Annotated in this window: 23 protein-coding genes and 4 tRNA genes; 6 read left to right on the top strand and 21 right to left on the bottom strand. The window is 62.0% G+C overall.

What is annotated here, in order from left to right:
• The first annotated feature begins 3 nt into the window (after positions 1–3).
• Positions 4–855 carry a pyridoxal kinase PdxY gene (gene pdxY, locus ACSU04_RS02010; RefSeq protein WP_439288269.1) on the top strand — a complete coding sequence of 284 codons (852 nt, stop codon included), beginning with the start codon at positions 4–6 and terminating at the stop codon, positions 853–855.
• Positions 856–862: 7 nt separating this feature from the next.
• Here pdxY and ACSU04_RS02005 read toward each other — a convergent pair whose 3' ends face one another.
• From ACSU04_RS02005 to idi, 13 genes are all read right to left on the bottom strand, one after another.
• Positions 863–1,417: an HIT family protein gene (locus ACSU04_RS02005; protein WP_439288268.1), complete on the bottom strand. Its 555-nt coding sequence runs from the start codon at positions 1,415–1,417 to the stop codon at positions 863–865.
• Positions 1,414–3,342, bottom strand: a complete 1,929-nt coding sequence (gene thrS, locus ACSU04_RS02000; RefSeq protein ID WP_439289404.1) for a threonine--tRNA ligase — start codon at positions 3,340–3,342, stop codon at positions 1,414–1,416. Before thrS ends, ACSU04_RS02005 begins: the two co-directional genes overlap by 4 nt.
• Positions 3,343–3,696: 354 nt before the next feature.
• Positions 3,697–5,658, bottom strand: a complete 1,962-nt coding sequence (locus ACSU04_RS01995; protein WP_439288267.1) for a fibronectin type III domain-containing protein — start codon at positions 5,656–5,658, stop codon at positions 3,697–3,699.
• Positions 5,659–5,797: 139 nt separating this feature from the next.
• Entirely contained in the window at positions 5,798–6,982 is a 1,185-nt protein-coding gene (locus ACSU04_RS01990) for a ferrochelatase (RefSeq protein WP_439289403.1), read from the bottom strand.
• 23 nt (positions 6,983–7,005) lie between these two features.
• Positions 7,006–7,503: a pyrimidine dimer DNA glycosylase/endonuclease V gene (locus ACSU04_RS01985; RefSeq protein ID WP_439278162.1), complete on the bottom strand. Its 498-nt coding sequence runs from the start codon at positions 7,501–7,503 to the stop codon at positions 7,006–7,008.
• Entirely contained in the window at positions 7,500–8,972 is a 1,473-nt protein-coding gene (locus ACSU04_RS01980) for an SDR family oxidoreductase (RefSeq protein ID WP_439288266.1), read from the bottom strand. Before ACSU04_RS01980 ends, ACSU04_RS01985 begins: the two co-directional genes overlap by 4 nt.
• Positions 8,969–9,859, bottom strand: coding sequence for a prenyltransferase (locus ACSU04_RS01975; protein ID WP_439278160.1), 891 nt, complete (start codon positions 9,857–9,859; stop codon positions 8,969–8,971). Before ACSU04_RS01975 ends, ACSU04_RS01980 begins: the two co-directional genes overlap by 4 nt.
• Complete coding sequence (locus ACSU04_RS01970; RefSeq protein WP_439278159.1) at positions 9,852–10,187, bottom strand: lycopene cyclase domain-containing protein; 336 nt, start codon at positions 10,185–10,187, stop codon at positions 9,852–9,854. Before ACSU04_RS01970 ends, ACSU04_RS01975 begins: the two co-directional genes overlap by 8 nt.
• A complete protein-coding gene (locus ACSU04_RS01965) occupies positions 10,184–10,507 on the bottom strand; it encodes a lycopene cyclase domain-containing protein (protein WP_439288265.1) in 324 nt (107 codons plus the stop codon). The genes ACSU04_RS01970 and ACSU04_RS01965 overlap by 4 nt, the downstream gene beginning before the upstream one ends.
• Positions 10,504–12,063: a phytoene desaturase family protein gene (gene crtI, locus ACSU04_RS01960; RefSeq protein WP_439288264.1), complete on the bottom strand. Its 1,560-nt coding sequence runs from the start codon at positions 12,061–12,063 to the stop codon at positions 10,504–10,506. The genes ACSU04_RS01965 and crtI overlap by 4 nt, the downstream gene beginning before the upstream one ends.
• Positions 12,060–12,926 carry a phytoene/squalene synthase family protein gene (locus ACSU04_RS01955; RefSeq protein WP_439278156.1) on the bottom strand — a complete coding sequence of 289 codons (867 nt, stop codon included), beginning with the start codon at positions 12,924–12,926 and terminating at the stop codon, positions 12,060–12,062. The genes crtI and ACSU04_RS01955 overlap by 4 nt, the downstream gene beginning before the upstream one ends.
• On the bottom strand, positions 12,923–13,849 hold the full coding sequence (locus tag ACSU04_RS01950; protein WP_439289402.1) for a polyprenyl synthetase family protein: 927 nt from the start codon (positions 13,847–13,849) through the stop codon (positions 12,923–12,925). The genes ACSU04_RS01955 and ACSU04_RS01950 overlap by 4 nt, the downstream gene beginning before the upstream one ends.
• A gap of 130 nt (positions 13,850–13,979) precedes the next feature.
• Entirely contained in the window at positions 13,980–14,522 is a 543-nt protein-coding gene (gene idi, locus ACSU04_RS01945; RefSeq protein WP_439289401.1) for an isopentenyl-diphosphate Delta-isomerase, read from the bottom strand.
• Positions 14,523–14,594: 72 nt separating this feature from the next.
• Between idi and ACSU04_RS01940 the strand changes: the two genes are divergently transcribed.
• A complete protein-coding gene (locus ACSU04_RS01940; protein ID WP_439288263.1) occupies positions 14,595–15,155 on the top strand; it encodes a MarR family winged helix-turn-helix transcriptional regulator in 561 nt (186 codons plus the stop codon).
• A 24-nt stretch (positions 15,156–15,179) separates the two neighbouring features.
• On the opposite strand, the gene ACSU04_RS01935 is transcribed toward ACSU04_RS01940, so the two are convergent.
• From ACSU04_RS01935 to ACSU04_RS01920, 4 genes are all read right to left on the bottom strand, one after another.
• Positions 15,180–15,416 carry a hypothetical protein gene (locus tag ACSU04_RS01935; protein WP_439278152.1) on the bottom strand — a complete coding sequence of 79 codons (237 nt, stop codon included), beginning with the start codon at positions 15,414–15,416 and terminating at the stop codon, positions 15,180–15,182.
• Positions 15,417–16,206: 790 nt separating this feature from the next.
• On the bottom strand, positions 16,207–16,275 hold the full coding sequence (locus tag ACSU04_RS01930; protein WP_439278667.1) for a hypothetical protein: 69 nt from the start codon (positions 16,273–16,275) through the stop codon (positions 16,207–16,209).
• A 32-nt stretch (positions 16,276–16,307) separates the two neighbouring features.
• Positions 16,308–16,715 (bottom strand): hypothetical protein, encoded by a 408-nt coding sequence (locus ACSU04_RS01925; RefSeq protein ID WP_439288262.1) that lies wholly within the window; start codon positions 16,713–16,715, stop codon positions 16,308–16,310.
• Positions 16,716–16,846: 131 nt separating this feature from the next.
• Positions 16,847–18,016 carry a glycosyltransferase gene (locus tag ACSU04_RS01920; protein WP_439288261.1) on the bottom strand — a complete coding sequence of 390 codons (1,170 nt, stop codon included), beginning with the start codon at positions 18,014–18,016 and terminating at the stop codon, positions 16,847–16,849.
• A gap of 255 nt (positions 18,017–18,271) precedes the next feature.
• Here ACSU04_RS01920 and ACSU04_RS01915 point away from each other — a divergent pair, with 255 nt between their 5' ends.
• Positions 18,272–18,877 carry a TetR/AcrR family transcriptional regulator gene (locus ACSU04_RS01915; RefSeq protein WP_439288260.1) on the top strand — a complete coding sequence of 202 codons (606 nt, stop codon included), beginning with the start codon at positions 18,272–18,274 and terminating at the stop codon, positions 18,875–18,877.
• Positions 18,878–19,135: 258 nt separating this feature from the next.
• Here the strand turns inward: ACSU04_RS01915 and ACSU04_RS01910 are convergent.
• The 3 genes from ACSU04_RS01910 to ACSU04_RS01900 all read right to left on the bottom strand — a co-directional run bounded on the left by ACSU04_RS01910 (position 19,136) and on the right by ACSU04_RS01900 (position 19,433).
• A tRNA-Val gene (locus ACSU04_RS01910) sits at positions 19,136–19,207 on the bottom strand.
• A gap of 29 nt (positions 19,208–19,236) precedes the next feature.
• Positions 19,237–19,307 (bottom strand) — tRNA-Cys (locus ACSU04_RS01905).
• A gap of 54 nt (positions 19,308–19,361) precedes the next feature.
• Positions 19,362–19,433: transfer RNA gene (locus tag ACSU04_RS01900), tRNA-Gly, on the bottom strand.
• A 150-nt stretch (positions 19,434–19,583) separates the two neighbouring features.
• Here ACSU04_RS01900 and ACSU04_RS01895 point away from each other — a divergent pair.
• The 3 genes from ACSU04_RS01895 to ACSU04_RS01885 all read left to right on the top strand — a co-directional run bounded on the left by ACSU04_RS01895 (position 19,584) and on the right by ACSU04_RS01885 (position 21,156).
• Positions 19,584–19,659 (top strand) — tRNA-Val (locus ACSU04_RS01895).
• A gap of 160 nt (positions 19,660–19,819) precedes the next feature.
• Positions 19,820–20,047, top strand: coding sequence for a helix-turn-helix domain-containing protein (locus ACSU04_RS01890; RefSeq protein WP_439288259.1), 228 nt, complete (start codon positions 19,820–19,822; stop codon positions 20,045–20,047).
• Positions 20,044–21,156, top strand: coding sequence for a tyrosine-type recombinase/integrase (locus ACSU04_RS01885; protein ID WP_439288258.1), 1,113 nt, complete (start codon positions 20,044–20,046; stop codon positions 21,154–21,156). Before ACSU04_RS01890 ends, ACSU04_RS01885 begins: the two co-directional genes overlap by 4 nt.
• Positions 21,157–21,175: 19 nt before the next feature.
• Here ACSU04_RS01885 and ACSU04_RS01880 read toward each other — a convergent pair whose 3' ends face one another.
• Entirely contained in the window at positions 21,176–21,841 is a 666-nt protein-coding gene (locus tag ACSU04_RS01880; RefSeq protein WP_439288257.1) for a hypothetical protein, read from the bottom strand.
• Positions 21,842–21,847: the final 6 nt, after the last annotated feature.

Here is a 21,847-nt window from a genome sequence, read left to right as displayed (position 1 = left end):
GGGATGAAGATCCTCTCGATCCAGTCAGCTGTCGCCTACGGCCACGTGGGCAACTCCGCAGCGGTGTTCCCCCTGCAGCGCATCGGCGTCGATGTGATCCCCGTGAACACGGTGAACTTCTCTAACCACACCGGTTACGGCTCGTGGCGCGGGCCACTGATCGCACCCGCCGACGTCGCGGATGTCATCACCGGCATCGAAGAGCGCGGCATGTTCGGCGAGGTCGACGCGATTCTCTCCGGCTACCAGGGTGGCGAAGGCATCGGAGACGTGATCATTGACGCCGTTGCGCGTGTCAAAGCCGCGAACCCGAAGGCGCTATATGCGTGCGATCCGGTGATGGGAAATGCGAAGTCCGGATGCTTCGTCGCACCCGCGATTCCGTTGCTGCTGCGCGAGCGCGTCGTGCCGGTGGCCGACATCATCACTCCCAATCAGTTCGAACTGGGCTTCCTCACCGACACCGAACCCGACACTCTCGAGTCGACACTCGCTTCTGTCGATGTGGCACGCGCGATGGGTCCGGACACCGTGCTCGTCACGAGCGTTGAGCGCCCCGACCGCGAAGAGGGCACGATCGAGATGCTTGCGGCCGACAGTGCCGGCGCATGGATCGTGCAGACGCCGTACCTGCCGATGAAGGCCAACGGCTCCGGCGATGTCACTGCGGCGCTGTTCACGGCACATTACGTCGAAACCGGCAGCGCCAAGATCGCGCTGGAGCGCACGGCGTCGAGTGTTTTCGATCTGCTGAAGCTCACGCTGGATTCCGGCGACCGTGAACTGAAGCTGATCGAGGCGCAGGAATCCTACGCACACCCGAAGCTGCAGTTCACCGCGCGCCAGGTTCGCTAGGCCCGGCCTAGCCAGCGGAAGGCGTCGGCCAGGCGTTCGCGACGGCCTCACGCACCTCACCGAGCAGCTGCGGGAGCGCCTTCGTCTTGGCGATGATCGGGAAGAAGTTCGCATCGGACTGCCACCGCGGCACGATGTGCTGGTGCAGGTGCCCGTCGACGCCCGCTCCGGCAACCGCGCCCTGGTTCATGCCCAAGTTGAAACCATCACAGTTCGAGACCTCGCGGAGCACGCGCATCCCGATCTGAGTGAGCTCGCCGATCTCGGAGACCTCCTGCGGCGTCGCCTGGTCGTAGGTCGCGATGTGGCGATACGGGCAGACCAGCAGGTGACCGGAGTTGTACGGGAACAGGTTCAGCAGCACATAGGCGGTCTCACCTCGCGCGACGATGAGACGCACGGCGTCAGGATGCTTCGGCGCCTCGCAGAACGGGCATTCTTCGCGCAGCGGCTCTGGCCCCGCCTGGATGTACGCCATCCGGTGCGGAGTCCACAGTCTCTGAAAATCGTCAGGGACGCCAGCAAGGTGCGCGGCATCCTCGACAGCATCCCCGTCGGTCACGCCAGATCCTCCGCAGTGTGCACGAGAGCATGCGAGTCGATCGCCGCACGGATGCGCGCCACAGCATCCGCAATCGGCACACCGTTCTGCTGGGTGCCGTCACGGAAGCGGAACGAGACGGTGCCGGCTTCCTTGTCCTGCTCGCCGGCGATGAGGATCAGCGGCACCTTCGAGGTGGTGTGGTTGCGGATCTTCTTCTGCATGCGATCGTCGGAGTGGTCGACCTCCGCGCGCACGTCGCCTCCACGCAGTTGCGCGATGACGCCGTCCAGGTACTCGCCATATTGCTCTGCGACGGGCACACCGACGACCTGCATCGGTGCGAGCCAGACGGGGAAGTCGCCCGCATAGTGCTCGAGGAGGATCGCGAAGAACCGCTCCACAGAACCGAGCAGCGCACGGTGGATCATGACGGGCCGGTGCTTCTGTCCGTCGGATCCGGTGTATTCCAGGTCGAAGCGCTCTGGCTGGTTGAAGTCCAGCTGGATCGTCGACATCTGCCAGGTGCGGCCGATGGCGTCGCGTGCCTGAACCGAAATCTTCGGGCCGTAGAAGGCCGCTCCGCCAGGGTCGGAGACGAGCTCGAGTCCGGATGCCACAGCAACCTCACGCAGCGACTCGATGGCGCTGGTCCACTGCGCTGGCTCGCCAAGGAACTTCGGGTTGCCCTCTTCATTGGTGGATAGCTCGAGGTAGAAGTCGTTCAGACCGTAATCGCGCAGCAGATCGAGCACGAGATTGAGGTTCGTGGTGAGTTCTTCTTGTACCTGATCCTGGGCGACGTAGATGTGCGCGTCATCCTGGGTGAGACCGCGCACGCGAGTGAGGCCGGACAGCGTTCCGCTCTTCTCGTAGCGATAGACGGTTCCGAACTCGGCCAGACGCAGCGGCAGCTCACGGTATGAGCGTCCGCGGGAGCGGTAGATGAGGTTGTGGAACGGGCAGTTCATCGGCTTCAGGTAGTAGTCCTGGCCCTGGCGGGTGATGTTGCCGTCCTCGTCGGTGACCTCATCGAGGTGCATCGGCGGGAACATGCCGTCCGCGTAGGTCTGCAGGTGACCGGAGGTCTCGAACAGATCCTTCTTGGTGATGTGTGGGCTGTTGACGACGTCGTAGCCGTTACGCAGCAGGTGCCGGCGCAGATTCTCTTCGATCTCGTAGCGGATGATTCCACCCTTGGGGTGGAAGACCGCGAGGCCCGATCCGATCTCGTCGGGGAAGGAGAAGAGGTCCATCTCGACGCCGAGCTTGCGGTGGTCGCGGCGCTCGGCCTCGGCGATGCGCTCCTTATAGGCGCGCATCTCGTCCTTCGTGGGCCAGGCAGTGCCGTAGATGCGCTGCAGCTGGGGGTTCTTCTCGCTGCCGCGCCAGTAGGCCGCGGCAATGCGGGTGAGGTCCCAGCCGTTGCCGATCATGCGGGTGCTCGGAAGATGCGGGCCGCGGCAAAGATCCTTCCAGATGACCTCGCCGTCCTTGTTCACGTTGTCGTAGATCGTCAGCTCGCCGGCGCCGACCTCGACGGAGGCGCCTTCAGCGGCTTCGCTGCTGCCGCCCTTGAGTCCGATGAGTTCGAGTTTGAAGGGCTCGTCGGCAAGCTCTGCCCGTGCCTCGTCGTCGGTGACGACGCGACGGGTGAAGCGCTGACCCTCGCGGACGATGCGCTGCATCTCTTTCGAGATCGCCTTGACGTCTTCCGGTGTGAACGGAGTATCGACGCCGAAGTCGTAGTAGAAGCCGTCGGTGATCGGCGGGCCGATGCCGAGGTTGGCCTGCGGGTTGATCCGCTGTACTGCCTGGGCGAGAACATGGGCCGTGGAGTGGCGCAGGATCGCGAGTCCGTCTTCGCTCTCGATCGTGACAGGTTCGACCTGATCGGTCTCGGTCACGGTGGCCGCGAGATCCTTCAGTTCGCCGTTGACGCGCATGGCGACGACGGATCGGTCAGAGAACAAGGCGAAGCCGTCACTCGGCTGGGCATTTTCAGGCACAGATCACTCCATTAGGTCACCACCCAGATTACTCGCCTGAGCAGTGGGGACATGCATCCGCCGGGGATCTGCGCTTCACTGCGCCCATCAGCGAGGGGATCACCCTGTTAACGAAAGTGCTCCCGAAGGGTGGAAGCCCCCGGGAGCGGCGATCACGTTCGTCTAGAAGGGACGACGCGTGAACTCATCAATCATCTCACACATCCTGACGTTGCCTCGCGCCGTCAGTGCCATCGGCCAACCAGCGTGCTGAGTGCTCGGCGTGCTGGTTGGCCGCGATCTCGTCGCCGGCTAGCCGATATGTGGCTTCTTTGCACGATTGTGCAGCCGTGCGGCGCCGAACACTGCCAAGCCGGTCATGAGCAGAAGTCCTGCCAGCCCCATTGGCAGCGCAGGGTCCGAACCAGTCGCGGCCAACGATGGATCAGCTGGCGTAGCCGCCGGCTTCACCGGGGCGGGTGTAACAGGTGTGGGAGTCGGTGTCGGCAGCGGGGGCGACGGCACTACCGGTGCGGGCACAACGGGAGCCGGTGTCGGTTCCGGTGTCGGCACCGGTGTGGGTTCCGGTGTCGGTACCACCGGGACAGGCACAACGGGAGCAGGCGTTGGTTCCGGTGTCGGCACTACCGGGATAGGCACTACCGGAGGTACCACCAGCGTCACGGGCTCGGATGCCGCAGAAGCCGCACCCGTGCCGGCGCTGTTCGTTGCAGTGACCGTGAACGTGTAACTGTCCCCGTTCGTCAGACCCATTACGGCCAGCGGGGAAGCAGCACCGGTCGCGGTCTGTCCACCATCATCCGGATTCGTCGTGTTCGTCGCGGTGACCGTGTACTCCGTGATGGCCGCTCCCCCGTCATCGCTCGGTGCGGTGAAAGCCACAGACGCCTGCCTGTCACCGGCGGTCGCCGACACCCCCGTCGGGGCACCGGGTACCGTCACCGGGGCGGAGGGAGTGACTGGATCGGATGCCGCGGAGGCAGCACCGGTGCCACTGCTGTTCGTTGCGGTGACCGTGAACGTGTAGCTGTCGCCGTTGGTCAGACCTGTCACAGTCAGTGGGGAGGCAGCACCGATCGCGGTTCGTCCGCCAGCACCCGGATTCGTCGTGTTCGTTGCGGTGACCGTGTACTCGGTGATCGCGGACCCGCCGCCGGCGGTCGGTGCGGCGAAGATCACAGACGCCTGCCCGTCGCCAGCTGTCGCCACGACATCCGTCGGGGCGCCCGGCACGGTCATCGGGGTGATTACCGACACCGTGTCGCCGTAAAAGTTGGCCACATACGCGGCGTTCGTGTTCACATTCACCGCCACCCCGCCCGCACCGCTACCAGTAGGCACGGTGGCAGTCACCGTGTTGGTGGCCCCGTCGATCACCGATACCGTGTCGTCGCTCTGGCTGGTGACATAGACGGTGTTCGTGTTCGCATTCACCGCCACCTCGGGCGGCTGATCACCGACCGACACGGTGGTGATCACCGAGTTAGTGGCCCCGTTGATCACCGACACCGTGCCATCGATCGCGTTGACCACATACGCGGTGTTCGTATTCGCATTCACCGCGACACTTGACGGAAAGGCGCCGACGAGCACGGTAGCCGTCACGGCGTTAGTACCCCCGTCGAGCACCGATACCATGCCGCCAAAAAGGGTGGTCACGTACACAGTGTTCGTGGTCGCATTCACTGCTACCCCGAACGGAGCACCGTCGACGGCCACGGTAGTGGTCACCGCGTTAGTGGCCCCGTTGATCACCGATATCGTACTGTCGTCAACGTTGGTCACGTACACGGTGTTCGTGGTCGCATTCACCGCTACCCCGAACGGAGCAGCGCCGACGGCCACGGTGGTAGTCACCGTATTGGTGGCCCCGTCGATCACCGACACCGTGCCCGCGTTGCCGTCGGTCACGTACACGGTGTTCGTGATCGCATTCACCGCCACTGCGCGCGGGTTGCCGTCGACGCGCACGATCGAGGTCACCGTGTTCGTGTCCCCATCAATCACCGACACCGTGCCGCTAGCGAGGTTGGGCACATAAACGGTGTTCGTACTCGCATTCACCGCCACCCCACTCGGGTTGACGCCGACTTGCACGGTGGCAGTCACCGGGTAACTGGTAGCAGCCGAAGCGGATGCGACTGGGCCGGCCACAATGCCGGCGAAGCCGAGCGTGACGGCAAGCCCGGCCGCGATAATGGGCGAGCGGGCTTTCCTGACGAGACGGCGTTCAGGCGCGCGAAAAGGGTACATATGCTCAATACTGGCAGACTGGCCGAGCCGCACTGTAGGGAGCTAGGTCCCCAAAAGCCATGGACCGTGTTCCAGTGAGGTGGTGCTGGGCGCGGACGAAACATGCTGTCGCCGGCTGATTACTGAATTCGCGCGCGTACTACGGTTGCAGGCCGGCAATCGCTGGTTTGAAGCCGAGCCGGGGATTCTCACAGCAGCCCGGACGACACACGTCGAACCACGGCCCGATGTTCGTGGCGTTGGCACGCTGCTGAGCGGGGCGCCCAGAGCATCTTTCCTGCACGAGGTCGACGAGCGCCTGCACAAAATCGGGGTTCGTGCCAGGGGCGGGGGTGCGCGTGACCCACAGTCCGAGGCGCCCCGCCGTTTCGCGAGCCTCGGTGTCGAGATCCCACATGACCTCCATGTGGTCGCTGATGAACCCCACGGGGACGATCAACACCGCGGTGCGTCCTTGGAGCGCTTCGAGCGCATCGTTGATGTCGGGCTCGAGCCAGGGCTGCGATGGCGGGCCGGATCGCGACTGGTAGACGAGTTGCCATGAGATTCCCGGCGCGGCTTTGGCGATGACGTCCTCAGCGACTGCGAGGTGTTGCGCGGCGTAGCCTCCCCCATCGACGTCGGCGAAAAGGCCGGCGCCGGATCGAGCTGCATCGTCTGTCGGAATGCTGTGCGTGGAGAACAGCACCTCGATTCGCGAGAATTCGTGACCCTCCTTCACTGCTTCTGCCACGCCTTCGCGCACCCCATCGATGAAGGGCTGGATGAAGCCCGGGTGTGAGAAGAACTGCCGAACCTTGTCGATCTGGAGCGTCCGTTGCAGCCCTGTGGCTTCCAAGGCATCAGCCCAGTCCTCACGGTATTGACGACACGACGAGTACGACGAGTACGCGCTTGTCGGAATCGCGATCATCGTCCGGACGCCGTCCCGCGCAGCTTGCGCGAGTGCCTCGTCGAGATACGGAGCCCAGTTGCGGTTGCCCCAGTACACAGGCAGGTCGAGGCCTGCCTGTGAAAGCGCATCCTGGAGCGCCCGCTTGAGTTGGCGGTTTTGCTCGTTGATGGGGCTGACCCCGCCGAACTGCCGATAGTGGTGCGCGACTTCTTCGAGCCGCTCATCGGGGATACCTCGCCCGCGAGTGACGTTCCGCAGGAACGGCAGAACGTCATCTTGCCCTTCGGGGCCACCGAACCCTGAGAGGAGGACCGCGTCGTAGTTCATCGGCCGGGTGGCGTGTTCTGGACCGCTCCGCGCCGCCTCCGTGGCGCCCGGAACGACAGAACCGTCTTCCAGATGCACGCCCGAAGCGGCGGGCGGTTTCATGTCGCGGCGGTCAGGTGTGCTGCTCATGGTGATGATTCCTCCAGATCGCTGGCGTTTCTCAGACTGAGAGACTCCCCCGTGGTGGGGCGCGCATCGACTTTCTCCCAGTCTGCGATTGGTCCGTCGACGACGATGAAACTCGGATGCGGGTCGGGGAACGCGATGCTGTCCCAGCGTTCCCATACGTTGGGGCTGCGTAGTTGCAGCTTGGTGAGAAGATGCGTCCACTCGTACGCGAGCTGCGCGTCGTTGACTGTCAGCCGTGCTTCAGCACCCACAGTTCGAATCTTTCCGCTGGCGAAGTGATAACCGCGCGCGTCTGCTTCGTCGACGATGGCGCCGAGGTAGTCGCCGATCGCCGCTCGCGGATTCTCCATCTGCTGAAAGCGCCGCAGTTGAGGATGGCGAGAGTAGCCTCGACCGGGTTCCGTGATCACCGCTTGGGCGAGGAGTCCCTCGCGCCAGCACGCTGTAAGCGCTTGGCGGTCGAAGTACCGAGGATGCATCGACCACAGCCTCATGTTGCATCCACCATCGCCTGCTCGGCGTCACGCAGGATGCTGGCGGCCATGCCGTTGAAGATGATGCCGTGGAACGGTAGAAGGACGGCCCAGTACAACCGGCCGGTGAGCCCCTTCGGGAAGTAGACGGCGCGCTGGCGGTAGCGACTTCCGTTCTCGGTCGGCTCCACTCCCAGCTCGAGCCATCCGCGACCAGGCATCCGCATCTCGGCCCGCAGACGCAGCATGCGTCCCCGATTGATCGACTCAACCCGCCACACATCGATTACGTCACCGCTGTTCACTCGCGATGGATGTCGTCTGCCACGTCGCATACCGACTCCACCGACGATCCGGTCGATCCACCCGCGTGCCGCCCATGCCAGCGGGAATGAATGCCATCCCTTCTCGCCGCCGATCGCCTCGATCACGTCCCACACAGCGCCTGTGGATGCAGTGCTCTCACGCTCGCGCAGGTCAGTGAAGACGGTGTGGCCCGCCCAATCCGGATCACTCGGCAATGGATCACTCGGTGCTCCAGGGACGGTAGCGCTCTGCCAGCTCGTTTCGACTTGCCCCTCAGCCTCACGAGTGAGTGCCAGCCGGACTGATGTCCGATATGGGATGAGTCCTTCCTCAGGCAACGCGATGTATCTGTCGATGTCGGTCTCTTCCACGACACAGTCGTTCTGAAGTGATGCGATGATCGGCACAGCAATCTGGCGAGGAACAGGGCTCACCAGGCTCACCCACTGAGATGCGAGCCACGGCGTGAGCACGGGTAGCGCTGCGATGTGTCGTTGAGGAAGCCCGGCTTCGACTGCATAGCCATTCATCATCTGCCCGTAGCGCAGGGTGTCTGGGCCGCCGATATCGAAGGTTCGGTTGAGCTCTTCTTCGATAGAGACGGCCTGCACCAGGTAACGGAGCACGTCGCGGATGGCTATGGGCTGCACATGGTTGCGCACCCAGCGCGGCGCGGGCATGTACGGAAGAACCTCGGTGAGATGGCGGATCATCTCGAACGACGCCGAACCAGATCCGATCACGATGCCCGCTTGGAACACGATTGCTGGCACAGTGCATCCAAGAAAGACCTGCCCCACTGCCGCCCGGGACGCGAGATGCTTCGACAGCGTGGCATTGTCGGGGTGCAGACCGCCGAGGTAGACGATTCTCCTAACCTCCGCCGCGGAAGCGGCATCAGCGAAGACCTGCGCGGCCTCTTTCTCTGCGCTCACGAAGTCACGCCCAGCACTCATCGAGTGCACGAGATAGAACGCAACGTCCACGCCGTTCATCGCGCGACGCGTCGCTACTGGATCTGACAGGTCTCCTTTGAACACACTTACTCGTTCCCGCCACGGGACATCTCGCAGCTTCCACGGGGCACGAACGTACACGCTCACCTCGTAGCCGGCGTCAAGCAGCTGGGGAACCAGACGTCCACCGATATACCCGGTCGCGCCGGTGACGAGCACATGGGTCATGAGAAAAGTCCTTCCATCGTGCAGACGATGAGCAGCAAGGTGATTGCGAATCCCACTGCGTAGTTGATGCCGAGAAAGCGGCGCCAGGCGCGGTTCGCAGTTCCTGAGTTCGCATCCTCTACGCGCAAATATGGTGCGGCGCTGATGATGTAAGGCAGCGCGGCCAGCACGGCCAGGATCGCCGGCCATGGGGTGAAGAGCATGAGGATTCCGGCGGCCGCCCACAGCACCACCGCGATTCTGACGGTCGTCATGGCGCCGAGGGCTGTGGCGATGGAGCCGATGCCTGCCTCGCGGTCAGGCACGATGTCCTGCACAGCGCCGAACGCATGACTTGCCATGCCCCAACAGAAGAACGCGAGCATGGTCACGACAATCGCGGGGGTGATCGTCGTCCCCGCGAGGGCGAGCGCGTAAAGCGCCGGTGTGACGAAGTGGGTACTCGAGGTGATCGAGTCGAGCACCGGGATTTCCTTGAATCGCAGTCCGGGCACCGAGTACGCAAGGACAGCGAAGAGACTTACGGCCAAGATGAGCCAGGAGATCGGTCGATCAGAACCGAGGACCACGAGAGTGATGACAAATGGCACAACGAGCACCGAGGAAGCCAAGAGAGTCGCCCGGTGTAGTCGGGGTGGCAGCTTCGCGCCCTCAGCGCCGCCTTTTCGGGGATTCGCCAGGTCGGACTCATAGTCGAACACGTCATTCACGCCGTACATCGCCAGGTTGTACGGCACGAGGAAGAAGATGGTGCCGACCACCAACGACACGTCGATGCTCCCGGTCGTCAGAAAGTAGACGGCGGCGAATGGGTACGCCGTGTTGATCCAGCTCAGCGGCCGTGAGGCGGTGAGCAACGTGCGAATCGTGGACGAGCCTTCAGACATCGGTGCCAGCTCTCCTCTCTTGTGCTCCGCCGAACAGCTGCCACACTCCGGCAATCAGCAGAGCGCCGGCAATCGGATAGAGAAAGTCCTCTACAGGCATGAGACCGAACCGGATGCCGGAGATCTCATCGGCGCCGTAATCGAAGAATCCGGCCGCCATCATCACGTTGTCGAACACGGCAGTCAGCACCATGAGCGCGGCCGTCGTCACCGCCCAGGAGGAGAAGTAGCGCCCCACGGTTCCTCGCCGCCCCGCATGAGCGACACCGACAGTGAAGACGATGAATGCTGCGCCGACGAACGGCAGTGACATGACCAGGTATGTCATCGGTTGTCCTCCCTCTCTCGCCAGCGTTGCCAGCCGCTCAGCAGAATGAGCGTGAGGTAGCAGAGGAACCCCAGGAAAAGGAGTTCTTCGACCGGGAACTCCGGCGCCAGAAGAATGCCAGTCGCCCATCGTGAATCGAGATGCCGGAACACTCCGAGACCGATGCCCACCGCATCCCAAGCAATGAAGAAAACCACGCCGATGACGAGCACCGCTCCCCCGAGCAGCGGGCTACGGCGGAACACGAGCGCGAAGCGCAGGTCGAGCAGCACAAGACACGCTGCACTGACAAGCAGCGATGCCGCATAGACACCGCTCATGATTCCTCCAGCGGTCCTGGCGAGTGGTCGCCTCGCACGTGCTTGAGAACCAGTTCTGCGCTGATGAGACACATCGGCAACCCGACGCCCGGCACGGAGGTCGCACCGGTGTAGAAGAGACCACCAACCCGACGGGAGCGAGTCACGCCGCGGAAGAACGCACTCTGGCCCAATGTGTGGGCAGGTCCGAGAGCGCTTCCTCGGAACGTGTTGAACTGATCGGCGAAGTCCGCAGGACCCACGGTACGTCGCACTACGACACGCGACGCTAGATCGGGGATGTCCGCCCACGTGGCGATCTGGTCGATGGCACGGTCAGCGACTGCAGTCACCAGCTCATCGCCAGAGGAGCCAGTTCCGCCATGCCCGATGGTGGTGTCCGGTGGCAGCGGAATGAGCACGAACAGGTTCTCATGGCCATCCGGGGCCACATCGTCGTCGGTCGCGCTCGGCTTGCAGACATACAGTGACGGCGCCTTAGGAATACGCGTCGACGTTCCGAAGATCGCCTCAAAGTTGTCGTGCCAGTCGTTGGAGAAGAACAGCGTGTGATGCAGCAGTTCCGGCAGTGCCCCTTCGACACCCAGCATGATGAGCACGGCGCTCGGGCTAGAGACCTGCTTGTCCCACCGCTTCTGTGGGTAGGAACGGTCGGCTTCCTTGAGCAGTACCGTCTCGGTGTGGTGTTCGTCGATCGCCGAAACGACGATGTCGGCGTTAAACCGCCGCATCTGACCGTCTCTCTCGAAATCGACTGAGCGAACGGAGCCGTTCTCACTGGTGATGGCGAGGACATCGCTGTCGGTGAGAATTTCGACGTTATTCTCGCGTGCGATCTCGACGAGAGAGGTGACGAAGCTTCGGAATCCGCCGAGCGGGTATTTGACCCCATCCACCAGGTCCATGTGACTCATCAGTTGGTACAGCGCGGGTGCGTCAAACGGTGATGTGCCGAGGAACACCGCGGGGTAACCGAGGATCTGGCGCAGGCGCACATCACGGAAGCGGCGCGCGATGAAAGACCACAGCGAACGCGTGAGCAGCGGGAGAACGGCGGGCACGGAACTGAGCACCTTCGCCGACAGAAAGTCTCGCCATGAAGAAAACGGGTTGTAGAGGAACGAGCTCACCGCCGCGTGATAGGTCCTGGTCGCCGACACAAGATACCTGCGAATACGGTCGCCTCCCCCGCGTTCACGGCTCTCGAACAGTGCGGCGGCCGCATCCGCTCCCGAACTCACATCGATAGGGCCCTCTGCCTCTCGCCCTTCCGGCTCGCCATAAATGCGGTAGCCAGGTTGAAGTGGCACCAGGTCGAGCTGCTCCGTCGTTGTCGTGCCCATCATGCGATAGAAGTGTTCGAAGACCTCGGGCATGAGGTACCAGGAGGGACCGGTGTCAAAGGTGAGTCCGTCCTGCTCCCACGACCCTGCCCTTCCACCGAGTTCGCTGTTCTTCTCGAGAACCGTCACCTGATGTCCGTCACGTGCAAGAAGACAGGCGGTGGCGAGCCCGCTGACCCCTCCGCCGATGACGATGACGCGCGACGCCTTCACCGGATTGCCTTCATCGCGAGCGCACGAGCCAGGATCCGTGCTTTCACGGAGTTCGGAACGCGCACCCGGGTGCTGATCAGCTCGGACACCGGTGTCGACTCAATGCGGTCGGTGAGCTCACCGAACATTGCCCGCGCCGCCCATACTGACGCCCGACAACCTGGAGCCAGAAGCGGAATCGAATCATCCGCGACATGCAAGTCGTCCCTGATGGATGCAACGATGTCGGCTTTGGCCGCCTCCGTCAGTTCGTTCTCCGTCCCGGGGAAATATGCGCGGCCGAGGTCGTCATGATCGCCGGCGAAGTCGCGGAGGAAGTTGACCTTCTGAAACGCTGCGCCGAGGCTGCGTGCACCGCAATCGAGCCGCCCGCGCTCGTCGTCTTCGCGATTCATGCCGGATTCGAAGACTGCCAGGCACATGAGTCCGACGACTTCGGCAGAGCCGTAGATATAGTCGTTGAGCTCAGTCTGGTTGAACACCGCGGGTTCGAGATCTCGTCTCATCGACGCGAAGAACGGTCGGCACAGGTCCATGCCGATCCCGTATTCGCGCCCGCTCAACGCGAACGCGTGCACCACAAGGTTTGTGCTGAAGCCCAGCCGCAGAGCTCGTTCGGTCTCTGCTTCGAGTTCATCGAGCAGCACTGCGCGCGTTCGCGTATCTACTCCGGCCATCTCTGCCGGACCATCGACAAGCTCATCGGCGATGCGCACCAGTGCGTAGATGCGCGCTATGTGATCCCGTGCGGGGGCATCAAGCAGACGGCTAGCCCACGCGAACGATGTCGAGTATTCACGGATGACGGTTGAGGCGGCGGCAGTTGCCGTCGCGTTGTAGAGATCGAGGTCTGTGATTTTCATGAGACACGCGAATTGCAGGCGGAGGTCAAGGTGAGCAGCTGGCTTTTCAGCGCTGCGGGCAGAGCCGCTTCCTGGACCAGCTGGTAGACCTCATCACAACGCTCAGTGATGAAGGATTCCACAAAAACGAGTGCTCCTGATTCTTCGATCACCCGCTTGAGCCGACGACTGTCGGCGACACTGAGTGCGCTGTCGCCGAAGAGGGATTCGACCTCCGCCCACGCCACGTCAGAGCGTGCGTATGCGATCAGGAGGGTTTCTTTCCCTTCACGCAGGTCACTGATGGTCGATTTCCCCGTTTCTCGTTCATCGCCGAATAAGCCGAGTACGTCATCGCGCAATTGGTAGATCACACCGATCCGCCGGGCGATGGCCGTCAGCTCGTCGATGACACTCGTAGTGGAGCCGGCAAGAATCGCGGCCAGTATAAGGGGGGCTTGAAAGGAATACGCGGCGGTCTTCTGATCAACCATCGCCAGAACATCCTGCGCAGTCGCCTGCTGGAGACGCATGCTGAGCCAAACGTCGTAGTGTTCTCCCGCTGCGCTCTCGAAGACGGTGTCGTCGAAAACATCGAGAACTGCTTGCCGTCGCTCGTCGTGGATGTCGAGCCGCGCGAGAAGTGAATGAGCGAGGGTGAGCATGAGGTCACCGGCAAGTAGCGATGATGCTTCGCCCCAGGCATTTGCGTCCCTTCGCGTGGTTCCACGGAGCATCGCTTCCGATGCGAACCGTCCAGAGATATTCATCTCGCCGCGACGCATCAAGTCTTTGTCGATGACGTCGTCGTGGATCACAAGAGCGATATGTAGAAGTTCCATCGCGCATGCGGCATCCACCGCAACACGCTCGTCGATACCTCCGAGCGCCTCATACGCGCCCATGAGCAAGCGTGGTCGAATCCTCTTCCCTCCCGCCGCCATCCGTTCCAAAGATTCCCAAAGCTTCGTGTACGGAGCGGAGAAATCTCGCGAACGTTCACGGCCCTTCGCAAGCACTTCCATCAGCCTCGATTCGAAGGCGAAAGCGATGTCGTCCACCCGAGTAGACGAGTCAGACATCTTCATCGACGTCCAAGGCCGCAGCGGCGAAATGTGAGGTAAGCGCAGGAAGATGCTCGATCAGCCAAGGGCTGAATGCCCAGGGAGCCGCTTGCGTTGCCGAGGTGAGCGCCGACACCGTCGTCCACTGCGTCTCTGCCACCTCAGCGGGGTTCGGATCCAAGACTGACGCCGCCTGGGCGATGAATACCGGACAGTGCTCGTTTTCCTGAATCCCAGAAGCATCGCGCGCGGAGTATCCGAAATGGGGAAGCGCGCATACGATCATGTCGACGGTGAGCCCGAGTTCGAAAGCGGCGCGACGCCGCACCGCACTCTCAAGCGTCTCACCGGGACCAGGGTGGCCGCAGAACGCGTTAGTCCAGACACCTGGCCACGTCTTCTTTTCCAGCGCGCGTCTGGTCACGAGAAGACGCCCATCGGCATCAACGACGTGGCAGGAAAAGGCGAGATGCCGAGGCGTAATGACCCCATGCACAGTCTCCTTGCTCTGGATGCCGACGGGGCATCCGTTGCTGTCGACCAGAACGACCATCTCCATCACATGACCTCCGTTTCGTTAGCTAAGCGAGAGTTAAACGTAGCATAAGAAATGTATGCTGTGAATGTGACCGAATCAGACAAGAAAGTTCCACAAAGCTCACACCTGAGCTACTTTTCGAGCGATTCGGACCTCATCGACCGTCAACAGCTCTCCGACCAGGAGCTCGACCAGAGCATCGGCGTGATGGAAGCTCTTCGCGAGTGGCAAGAGGCCGCCCGCACTCTGTCCGAGGCATCCAAGCGATTCATGAAGCTCAACGAAAGCGACATGCGGGCGATCCGGATGATCATGCGAGCTCAGAAGCAGAATCAGATCGTCACGCCGAAGGACATCGCCCGAGAAGTCGGGATATCCAGCGCATCGACGACGAAGCTGGTGGACCGACTCGTCGCCGGAGGACATCTCATTCGCGTACCGCATCCGAGCGACCGACGAACAATGTGTATCGAAGTCACGGAGCACACACGAGAGTCAGCTCACAACACAATCGGCCGCCAACACGCCCGCCGATTTGCCGTCGCTGCCGGAATGAGCACGGATGACCGCGAAATAGTGATTCGCTTCCTCATGGATCTCGCCGAATCCGATCTTCCCCAGGGTGAGCTACTCGGCCACAGCGACTGACAACGCGTTCCTTTGACGCGTGGCCTATTCAAATCTCGCAGGGTCACTGGCGGGTTCGTCTGGGCTCGCACGGTGCTCCAGCGCACGCCTATCGTCCTCAACGCGCCGACTTCGCACGAGGGAGATGAGCCCTTTCGTTGCTGCGCCCGCCAGAAAGTTGATGCAGACGGCCACGACGACGACAGACAGCACCAGGATCAGAAGACCTGCGAAGACGAACGGCATGCCGAAGAGCATGAAAGCGAAGGAACCGTTGTCCATGCGCTCACCTTACGCCTGAAACAACGAAAAACCCCCGGAATTCCGGGGGTTTTAGTATGTGCGCGATACTGGGATCGAAGGTGTGTGAGCACCATGACATCCTGACCGTTCACGGCCACGATGTCCGACTTTGTCCCAGATTCACGACAGTTCCCGGTTGTGTAATTGACCCATTTCGAAACACCGGCGTCCAATCGTCGCCACCATCTAGTGTGCGTTGGTGTGCAGAATCTCGACGTTCATCTATACGGAGCGTTCTACTGTTTACCGGATGAGTTCGCGGTCCTGCAGGAAAACGAAGCCGCGGAAGTGTCCGGTGCCTCCATATCGGGGCTCTGGTCCGACTCTGACCCGCAGTCGTGCCCCGCTCCCACCAGCGTTAGGACAGCACCCTCGGAGGTCACTTCTGCGGCCTGCGCCGATATTTCCGGCGAGGAACGCATCGCTCGCCATGCACATCTACTCACCGGCATCGACTGGGCGATCGACAGCGAGCAAAACGACGAAGACGACGCTGAGTCGCTGAGCCCCGAAGCGCGCTGCTCGAGTGCGCGCGAACGACCTCATCAAAGGTTCTCTCTGGCATGCGAGCAACACCATCATTGACAGGCTACTCAGCGACATCTATGAACTCGATAATGCAGACGACGAGTTAAGCAACGAGGACACGCTCGTGCTCTCCGACCTTCCTCCTCGATTCGCCAAGGCATACGGGCCGTTGGCGTGATGGTTCCTGCGCAGTGCAACTGGCGCATTCGACCCAACATTTTGGGGCGAATGCGCCATACACCTACGCCTGTTTGCGCCGCGAGGTGAGCACCAGGCCAACTCCAACTAGCGCAAGGAGAACTGCTGCCACGAGAGACGTGGCAGGATCACTGCCCGTGCGTGCTAGATCCGTTTCACCCACGATCCGTCGTCGTTATTCACGAGGTCGATCGCACTGATCCCACCAAACGAAACACCCGTTATTGACGTATGCGTAAGAACCAGCACCGGCACGTCACGGTCCACGCCTGTACCGTCCCCCAACTGCCCGCCGCCGTTGCCTCCCCAGGCATACGCGACAGCGTCTTCAGCAACCGCAACCACATGCGAATCGCCTGCACTCACCCGCGTAAAAGTCACCCCAGCAGGTCGTTCAATCGTGACCTCGGTACCCCCTGTCACAGGGCCGCTCGTCGGGGCCAGCACCGCACTCGTCGGTGTCGATGCCGCGTTCGCTGTGGCCCCCACCCCGACAAGCCCCACCGCCAGACTGGCAGCGAGCACTCCCCGCAACCCGTTACGCAACATCATTCAACAACTTTCCCCAGGTTCATCCGCTTGGCGGCTCGGCCTCGAGCCAGAAAATAATGTGTGGCAGCACGCAGCCTTCAGCAGGGCAGGCGGCAAGGCCCGACCCCCCACGAAACCACGCCCACGCACGCTCACCCCTGCATCGCCTTTGGCACCAAAGTTTCAAGCACTGTTTCCAGGCCCGTAAGCCCGCTCGACGCATCGATTTCCGCACCAATCGTCCGGGTGCGTTCAGCGTAGCCCGGGTCAGCGAGCACCCGCCTCACCGCTGAACCCACCTGCTCGGACGTCGGCCGGTTCGTGCGCAGACGCATCCCAGCACCCGTCCACTGCACACGCGCAGCGACCTCGGCCTTGTCTTCGGTCGCGCCCGCGACCACAAGAGGCACCCCATGCTCGAGTGCGTAATGCACTCCGCCGTACCCGCCGTTACTCACATACACGTCAGTGACGGGCAGCAGCCTGTCGTGCGGCAGATACTCGGCAACACGCACGTTCGCCGGCAGTGGCGACGGCAGGGTCGAAAGTGGCCGCCCACCCGTGCTGACGACCACGAGAACATCATCGTCAGCCAGCGCAGTCATAGTGGGGGTGATGAGTTCGTCGTAATCAGTGTTCGCGATCGTGCCCTGGCTCACGTGCACCACGGGCCGTGATCCATCAAGCTCAGACCACCACTCAGGCAACGCGCCGTCACTCTTCGTGGCACGAGACAGTGGGCCCACGAAGTGCACTGTCTCTGGCAGGTCACGTCGTTCGTACTCAAAACCCGGAACAGTGAACTGCACAATCGCATCAGCCCGTGAAGCGCCCGACATAAAGAACCCGTCGAGTTTCTGCCCCGTCGCCTCCAACAAGATCTGCTCAGCCTGCTTCTGCACCCCACCAAAGATGACTCTCTTCGTGAGCACGTCAAGCACGGCATTACGCACCCGCCCCAGCACGCCAGGCCTCGGAAGAATCCCCAAACCAAACGGGGCCGTGTCTTTACTTTCCACACCCAGCGGAATGATTCCGAGATTCACAATCGCGGGCCGCTCTGCACGGGGCCTCGAGAGCAGCCCCACGGCCCCAATAAACATGCTCTCAACGAGGATCGCGTCGACCGGGTCCTGCGCGACCGCGTCATCGACCGCGCGAATCTGCATCGGCGCGGGTTTCAAGAAAATATTGCTCACGTCCCAGCGGATCCCCGCCACCCCGGTCTTGCCCACCCGGCCAGGGAACGCGACATTCATATCTGTGTCGTCGTAGTCCGCCCCTGTTGGGAGCGCCAGAAACTCAGCCCCCGTGCTCCGCACCCGGTCAGCGTAACGCTGCCCGGTCAAGAAACGCACCCGATGACCTTGCTGCACGAGATAACGCGAAACCGCAAGCAACGGTGTCACGTGGCCGTGAACAGGAGTACTGCAGATCAGGAACGAGCTCATGCATGTCTTTCGGTAGAGGGCAGACCAAGGTAACCTTTCCAATGGAATAGTATTCACTACACCCGGAGGCAAGTCAATATGTCTGGCCAGGAATCACGCCCCCGCAATCGCCGATATCAATCCGAGGTGCGCACAAACCAAGCCGCCGCAACACGGTCCCGAATCTTGGATGCCGCAGCCAACCTGTTCACAGTCGCGGGCTACACCGGCACCTCACTTGCCGACATCGCGCACGCAGCGGGCGTCTCCGTCGAAACAGTGAAGCTCGGCGGACCCAAACACCGCCTATTGCTTGACGCATTCACACACAGCTTTGCCGGGAGTGATGACATTGCATCGCTCGCCAGTCACGGCCCGGTCGCCGAAATTACCGCTGAAATCGACAACACCCGCTACCTCGCAGGCATCGTGCATTTTGTAGCGGAATCGAACCGACGCAGCAGCATTCTCTGGACGACACTCCTGTCAGCAGCCAGATCCGACGCGCCCCTCCGCAAAGAACTCGACGAGCTGCAACAACGCCGCCGCGCAGACATGCTCGTGCTCGTTGACGAACTCCGCCGCCGCGGACTCGCCCAGACTCCCCAGCCAAGCGCAACGGTCGCGGATACCATCTCATTCATATTGTCACCCGAGGGCTACAACCAGCTCGTACACGACTCAGGCTGGAGCCAACCCGACTACGAAATCTGGCTCGCACGCACCATACTCCACGTCTGCGCCCGAGACTGACACTCACAGCCACCGGCCGGAGCCGATACTCAGCAGATGTCCAGGCATCCGAGTGCGTCGCGCTACAGGCTCCAGCCTCGACACGGAAGGAATCTCCACAGCAACGGCTTACCCCGCGATACTGGGGCGGCGCAAGAAAGACGGTGACATCAATCACGAAGCTGCCTGAAACAACAAAAAACCCTGACCAACAGACAATAGCTGTTCATCAGGGTTCCTTGACGTTCACCGCCGTTAGTGTCGGTTACTTGTCGTTTGTGCGCGATACTGGGATCGAACCAGTGACCTCTTCCGTGTCAGGGAAGCGCGCTACCGCTGCGCCAATCGCGCCTATAAAGGCTATTAAATTTGTGACCTTGAGGTGGCGACGGGATTCGAACCCGTGTAAACGGCTTTGCAGGCCGGTGCCTAGCCGCTCGGCCACGCCACCGTGTGGATTGACCCCACGTGCCGTGAGCCTCAAAAAAGAGACTCTCTGCACTCGAGCGGATGACGAGATTCGAACTCGCGACCCTCACCTTGGCAAGGTGATGCGCTACCACTGCGCTACATCCGCATTTTGTTTCCGGCGTCCCGGGCACTTATGAAACATTAGCCGATGATTCCCGAGGCGCAAAACTCAACACGGATCTCGCGCGTGTCTTCTCATTTGGTTTAAACAGTCCGAATCGTTCCGGTAGTATCGAATCTCGACCCCAAGGGTCATGGGCGATTGGCGCAGTTGGTAGCGCGCTTCCTTCACACGGAAGAGGTCATCGGTTCGAGTCCGGTATCGCCCACCACGTACAGGTCCGGAAAATCAACGTTTTCCGGGCCTTTGTTGTTCTCGTCGGCGGTCTGATTTCGTCGGCGTGGCCACATTTTGGCCACATTCTCCCGAGATGCTGGGAGATGTCGCGTTCCGAAAGGGCCGCGTTTGCGGACGTCGCGCATAGGCGCTTCATGACCGACACACTCACTCCCTCTCTCCCGTTCGCCCTCACCGCCGCGAAGGCGGCCGCACACCTAGGCATCACCGAAGCCGCACTCGCGCAGATGCGCTGGCGTCGTGACGGCCCTGACTACGTCAAGCACGGCCGCGCCGTTCGTTATCTACCGAGCGCCATTGAAGCCTGGTGGGAAACGAACACCGTCAACGTCCACCCTGTTCTGAAGGCGGGCCAGCGATGAACGTCAAGAAGTACGAAACGGCGAACGGCCAGCGATATCGCGTGCGCTTTCGGACGCCGGCAGGGAAGCAATCTCAGAAACGTGGCTTTCGCACGAAGCGCGATGCGGAGCTTTGGGCCGCGAAGAGCCTTGTGGACAAGAGCCACGGACGCTTTGTCGACCCAACCGCGGGCAAGACGCTTCTGAACGCCGTGCTGCGTGACTTCGTGGACCGAAAGGGCGACCGGGCCGAGACGACGCTCTCAAACCGCGAGAGCCACGCGGTGAACTGGGTAGAGCCGTATTGGACGGCTTGGCGTGTAGGCGATGTGCGCGCCGACGACATCGATGCGTGGGTTGAGTGGATGCGTGACCAGGACGCGAAGCCGGACACGGTTGAGAAGGCCTATCGAGTCCTGACCGGGACGCTGCAACTGGCCGTGGGCCGCGGGCTCCTCTCCCACTCTCCCGCGCTTCCTTTGAAGGTCGCTCGACCGCCTGCCAAGCGCCGTGCGTACCTCACGCACGAGCAGGTCCGTGAGCTCGCTGATGCCATCGACCCGCGCTACCGCTTGCTTATCCTGACCCTCGCGTACACCGGCTTGCGATTCGGTGAAGCCGCGGCGCTGCGCCGCGACTCGCTAGACAGCGCGAAACGGCGGCTTCACGTGCGAGAGTCCGTGACCGAGGTCAGCGGAAAGCTTGTGTGGAGCCTCCCGAAAAGCAGGCTCGAACGTCCGGTCCCACTGCCGCGGTTTCTCGGCGAAGCGCTCGACACGCACGTCACCGGCATGCGCGACGGCGACGTTGTCTTCACTGCTGCACGCGGTGGGACGATTCACCTGACCACCTGGCGGCGACGAGTCTTCTACCCGGCTCTCAAAGCGCTCAACGCGCGACGTACGAAAGAAGGCCTATCAACCTTCCCTGCCATCACTCCACACGACCTTCGACACACTGCCGCATCGCTGGCGATACAGGCGGGCGCGCACGTGAAGAGCCTGCAGCGGATGCTCGGGCATGCTTCTGCGGCGATGACTCTCGATGTCTACGGTGACCTTTTCGACACGGACCTGGATGACGTGGCGAAAAGACTGCACGAGGCTGCGACCGGCGCACCACTCTCCTAGCTTGCTGCCGGAGAGCGCGTCATGCGAGACGAATAGGGTCGGAGTCCAGCCGCATCTTCTTCCGCTTCGTTGCTGGGCTCCCTCCGCTCTCAACCCATTGACGTGAGATGGGTTGCTCCGCATACAGCTCGTCAATGGGTCGGGCGTCGACCTGCTCTCGAATGTGAGCGGTGAAGCGGCGTGTCACCTCGGTGAGCAGTGCCTGGGACTCAGCGGTCAGGTTCAATAGCCGAACGGCGTCCTCTGGCCCGAACCCGCGGCGCATTGACATGGCGCCGATCCCTTTTACCGCGCGCGGTTCTTTTCCGGGATCTGCGAGCATACAGATCGCGATGATCGTCTCCATCGAGTTTTCAGAGTGGGCCACATGCTTGTTCCGCACTGCGGCGATGTCCGCGTGGACCGCCTGGTTTTCTGGTGACAAGGAGTCGACGAAGTCGGGCGGCAGATCTTGGCGTGCGTCACGTTGAAACGGGCGCATGTAGTTGACCACTGCTGCGGTCCACAGCAGGTCCACGAGCTCATCGTCAGGTTGCACTTTCCGGTACTCGGCGAGAATACGCTGGCACGCATTCGCCGACCTCGCCAGATCAGCACGATAGCCGGAGAGCGCAGCAATCCCTGCGCCTCCCTCACCGTGAAGTTCTCTCGCCCACTCCAACGCATCCTTGCCATGCTCGCTCATACAGCC

It is taken from the genome of Microbacterium sp. A84, from assembly GCF_051842815.1.
Taxonomy (GTDB): Bacteria; Actinomycetota; Actinomycetes; order Actinomycetales; family Microbacteriaceae; genus Microbacterium.
The sequence above is the reverse complement of the archived record's forward strand: the minus strand, read 5'-3'. Positions and strand labels throughout refer to the sequence as shown.

Coding starts and splice junctions, on each gene's coding strand:
- ACSU04_RS01925 (WP_439288262.1), bottom strand. CDS start 16,715: ATGATGTTGCGTAACGGGTTGCGGGGAGTGCTCGCTGCCAGTCTGGCG.
- idi (WP_439289401.1), bottom strand. CDS start 14,522: ATGGTCGTTCTGGTCGACAGCAACGGATGCCCCGTCGGCATCCAGAGC.
- ACSU04_RS01885 (WP_439288258.1), top strand. CDS start 20,044: ATGAACGTCAAGAAGTACGAAACGGCGAACGGCCAGCGATATCGCGTG.
- ACSU04_RS01970 (WP_439278159.1), bottom strand. CDS start 10,187: ATGACATACCTGGTCATGTCACTGCCGTTCGTCGGCGCAGCATTCATC.
- ACSU04_RS01965 (WP_439288265.1), bottom strand. CDS start 10,507: ATGAGCGGTGTCTATGCGGCATCGCTGCTTGTCAGTGCAGCGTGTCTT.
- ACSU04_RS01955 (WP_439278156.1), bottom strand. CDS start 12,926: ATGAAAATCACAGACCTCGATCTCTACAACGCGACGGCAACTGCCGCC.
- ACSU04_RS01950 (WP_439289402.1), bottom strand. CDS start 13,849: ATGGCGGCGGGAGGGAAGAGGATTCGACCACGCTTGCTCATGGGCGCG.
- ACSU04_RS01975 (WP_439278160.1), bottom strand. CDS start 9,859: ATGTCTGAAGGCTCGTCCACGATTCGCACGTTGCTCACCGCCTCACGG.
- ACSU04_RS01985 (WP_439278162.1), bottom strand. CDS start 7,503: ATGAGGCTGTGGTCGATGCATCCTCGGTACTTCGACCGCCAAGCGCTT.
- thrS (WP_439289404.1), bottom strand. CDS start 3,342: ATGCGCGTCAACGGCGAACTGAAGGATCTCGCGGCCACCGTGACCGAG.
- ACSU04_RS01980 (WP_439288266.1), bottom strand. CDS start 8,972: ATGACCCATGTGCTCGTCACCGGCGCGACCGGGTATATCGGTGGACGT.
- ACSU04_RS01995 (WP_439288267.1), bottom strand. CDS start 5,658: ATGTACCCTTTTCGCGCGCCTGAACGCCGTCTCGTCAGGAAAGCCCGC.
- ACSU04_RS01890 (WP_439288259.1), top strand. CDS start 19,820: ATGACCGACACACTCACTCCCTCTCTCCCGTTCGCCCTCACCGCCGCG.
- ACSU04_RS01880 (WP_439288257.1), bottom strand. CDS start 21,841: ATGAGCGAGCATGGCAAGGATGCGTTGGAGTGGGCGAGAGAACTTCAC.
- pdxY (WP_439288269.1), top strand. CDS start 4: ATGAAGATCCTCTCGATCCAGTCAGCTGTCGCCTACGGCCACGTGGGC.
- ACSU04_RS01990 (WP_439289403.1), bottom strand. CDS start 6,982: ATGAAACCGCCCGCCGCTTCGGGCGTGCATCTGGAAGACGGTTCTGTC.
- ACSU04_RS01935 (WP_439278152.1), bottom strand. CDS start 15,416: ATGGACAACGGTTCCTTCGCTTTCATGCTCTTCGGCATGCCGTTCGTC.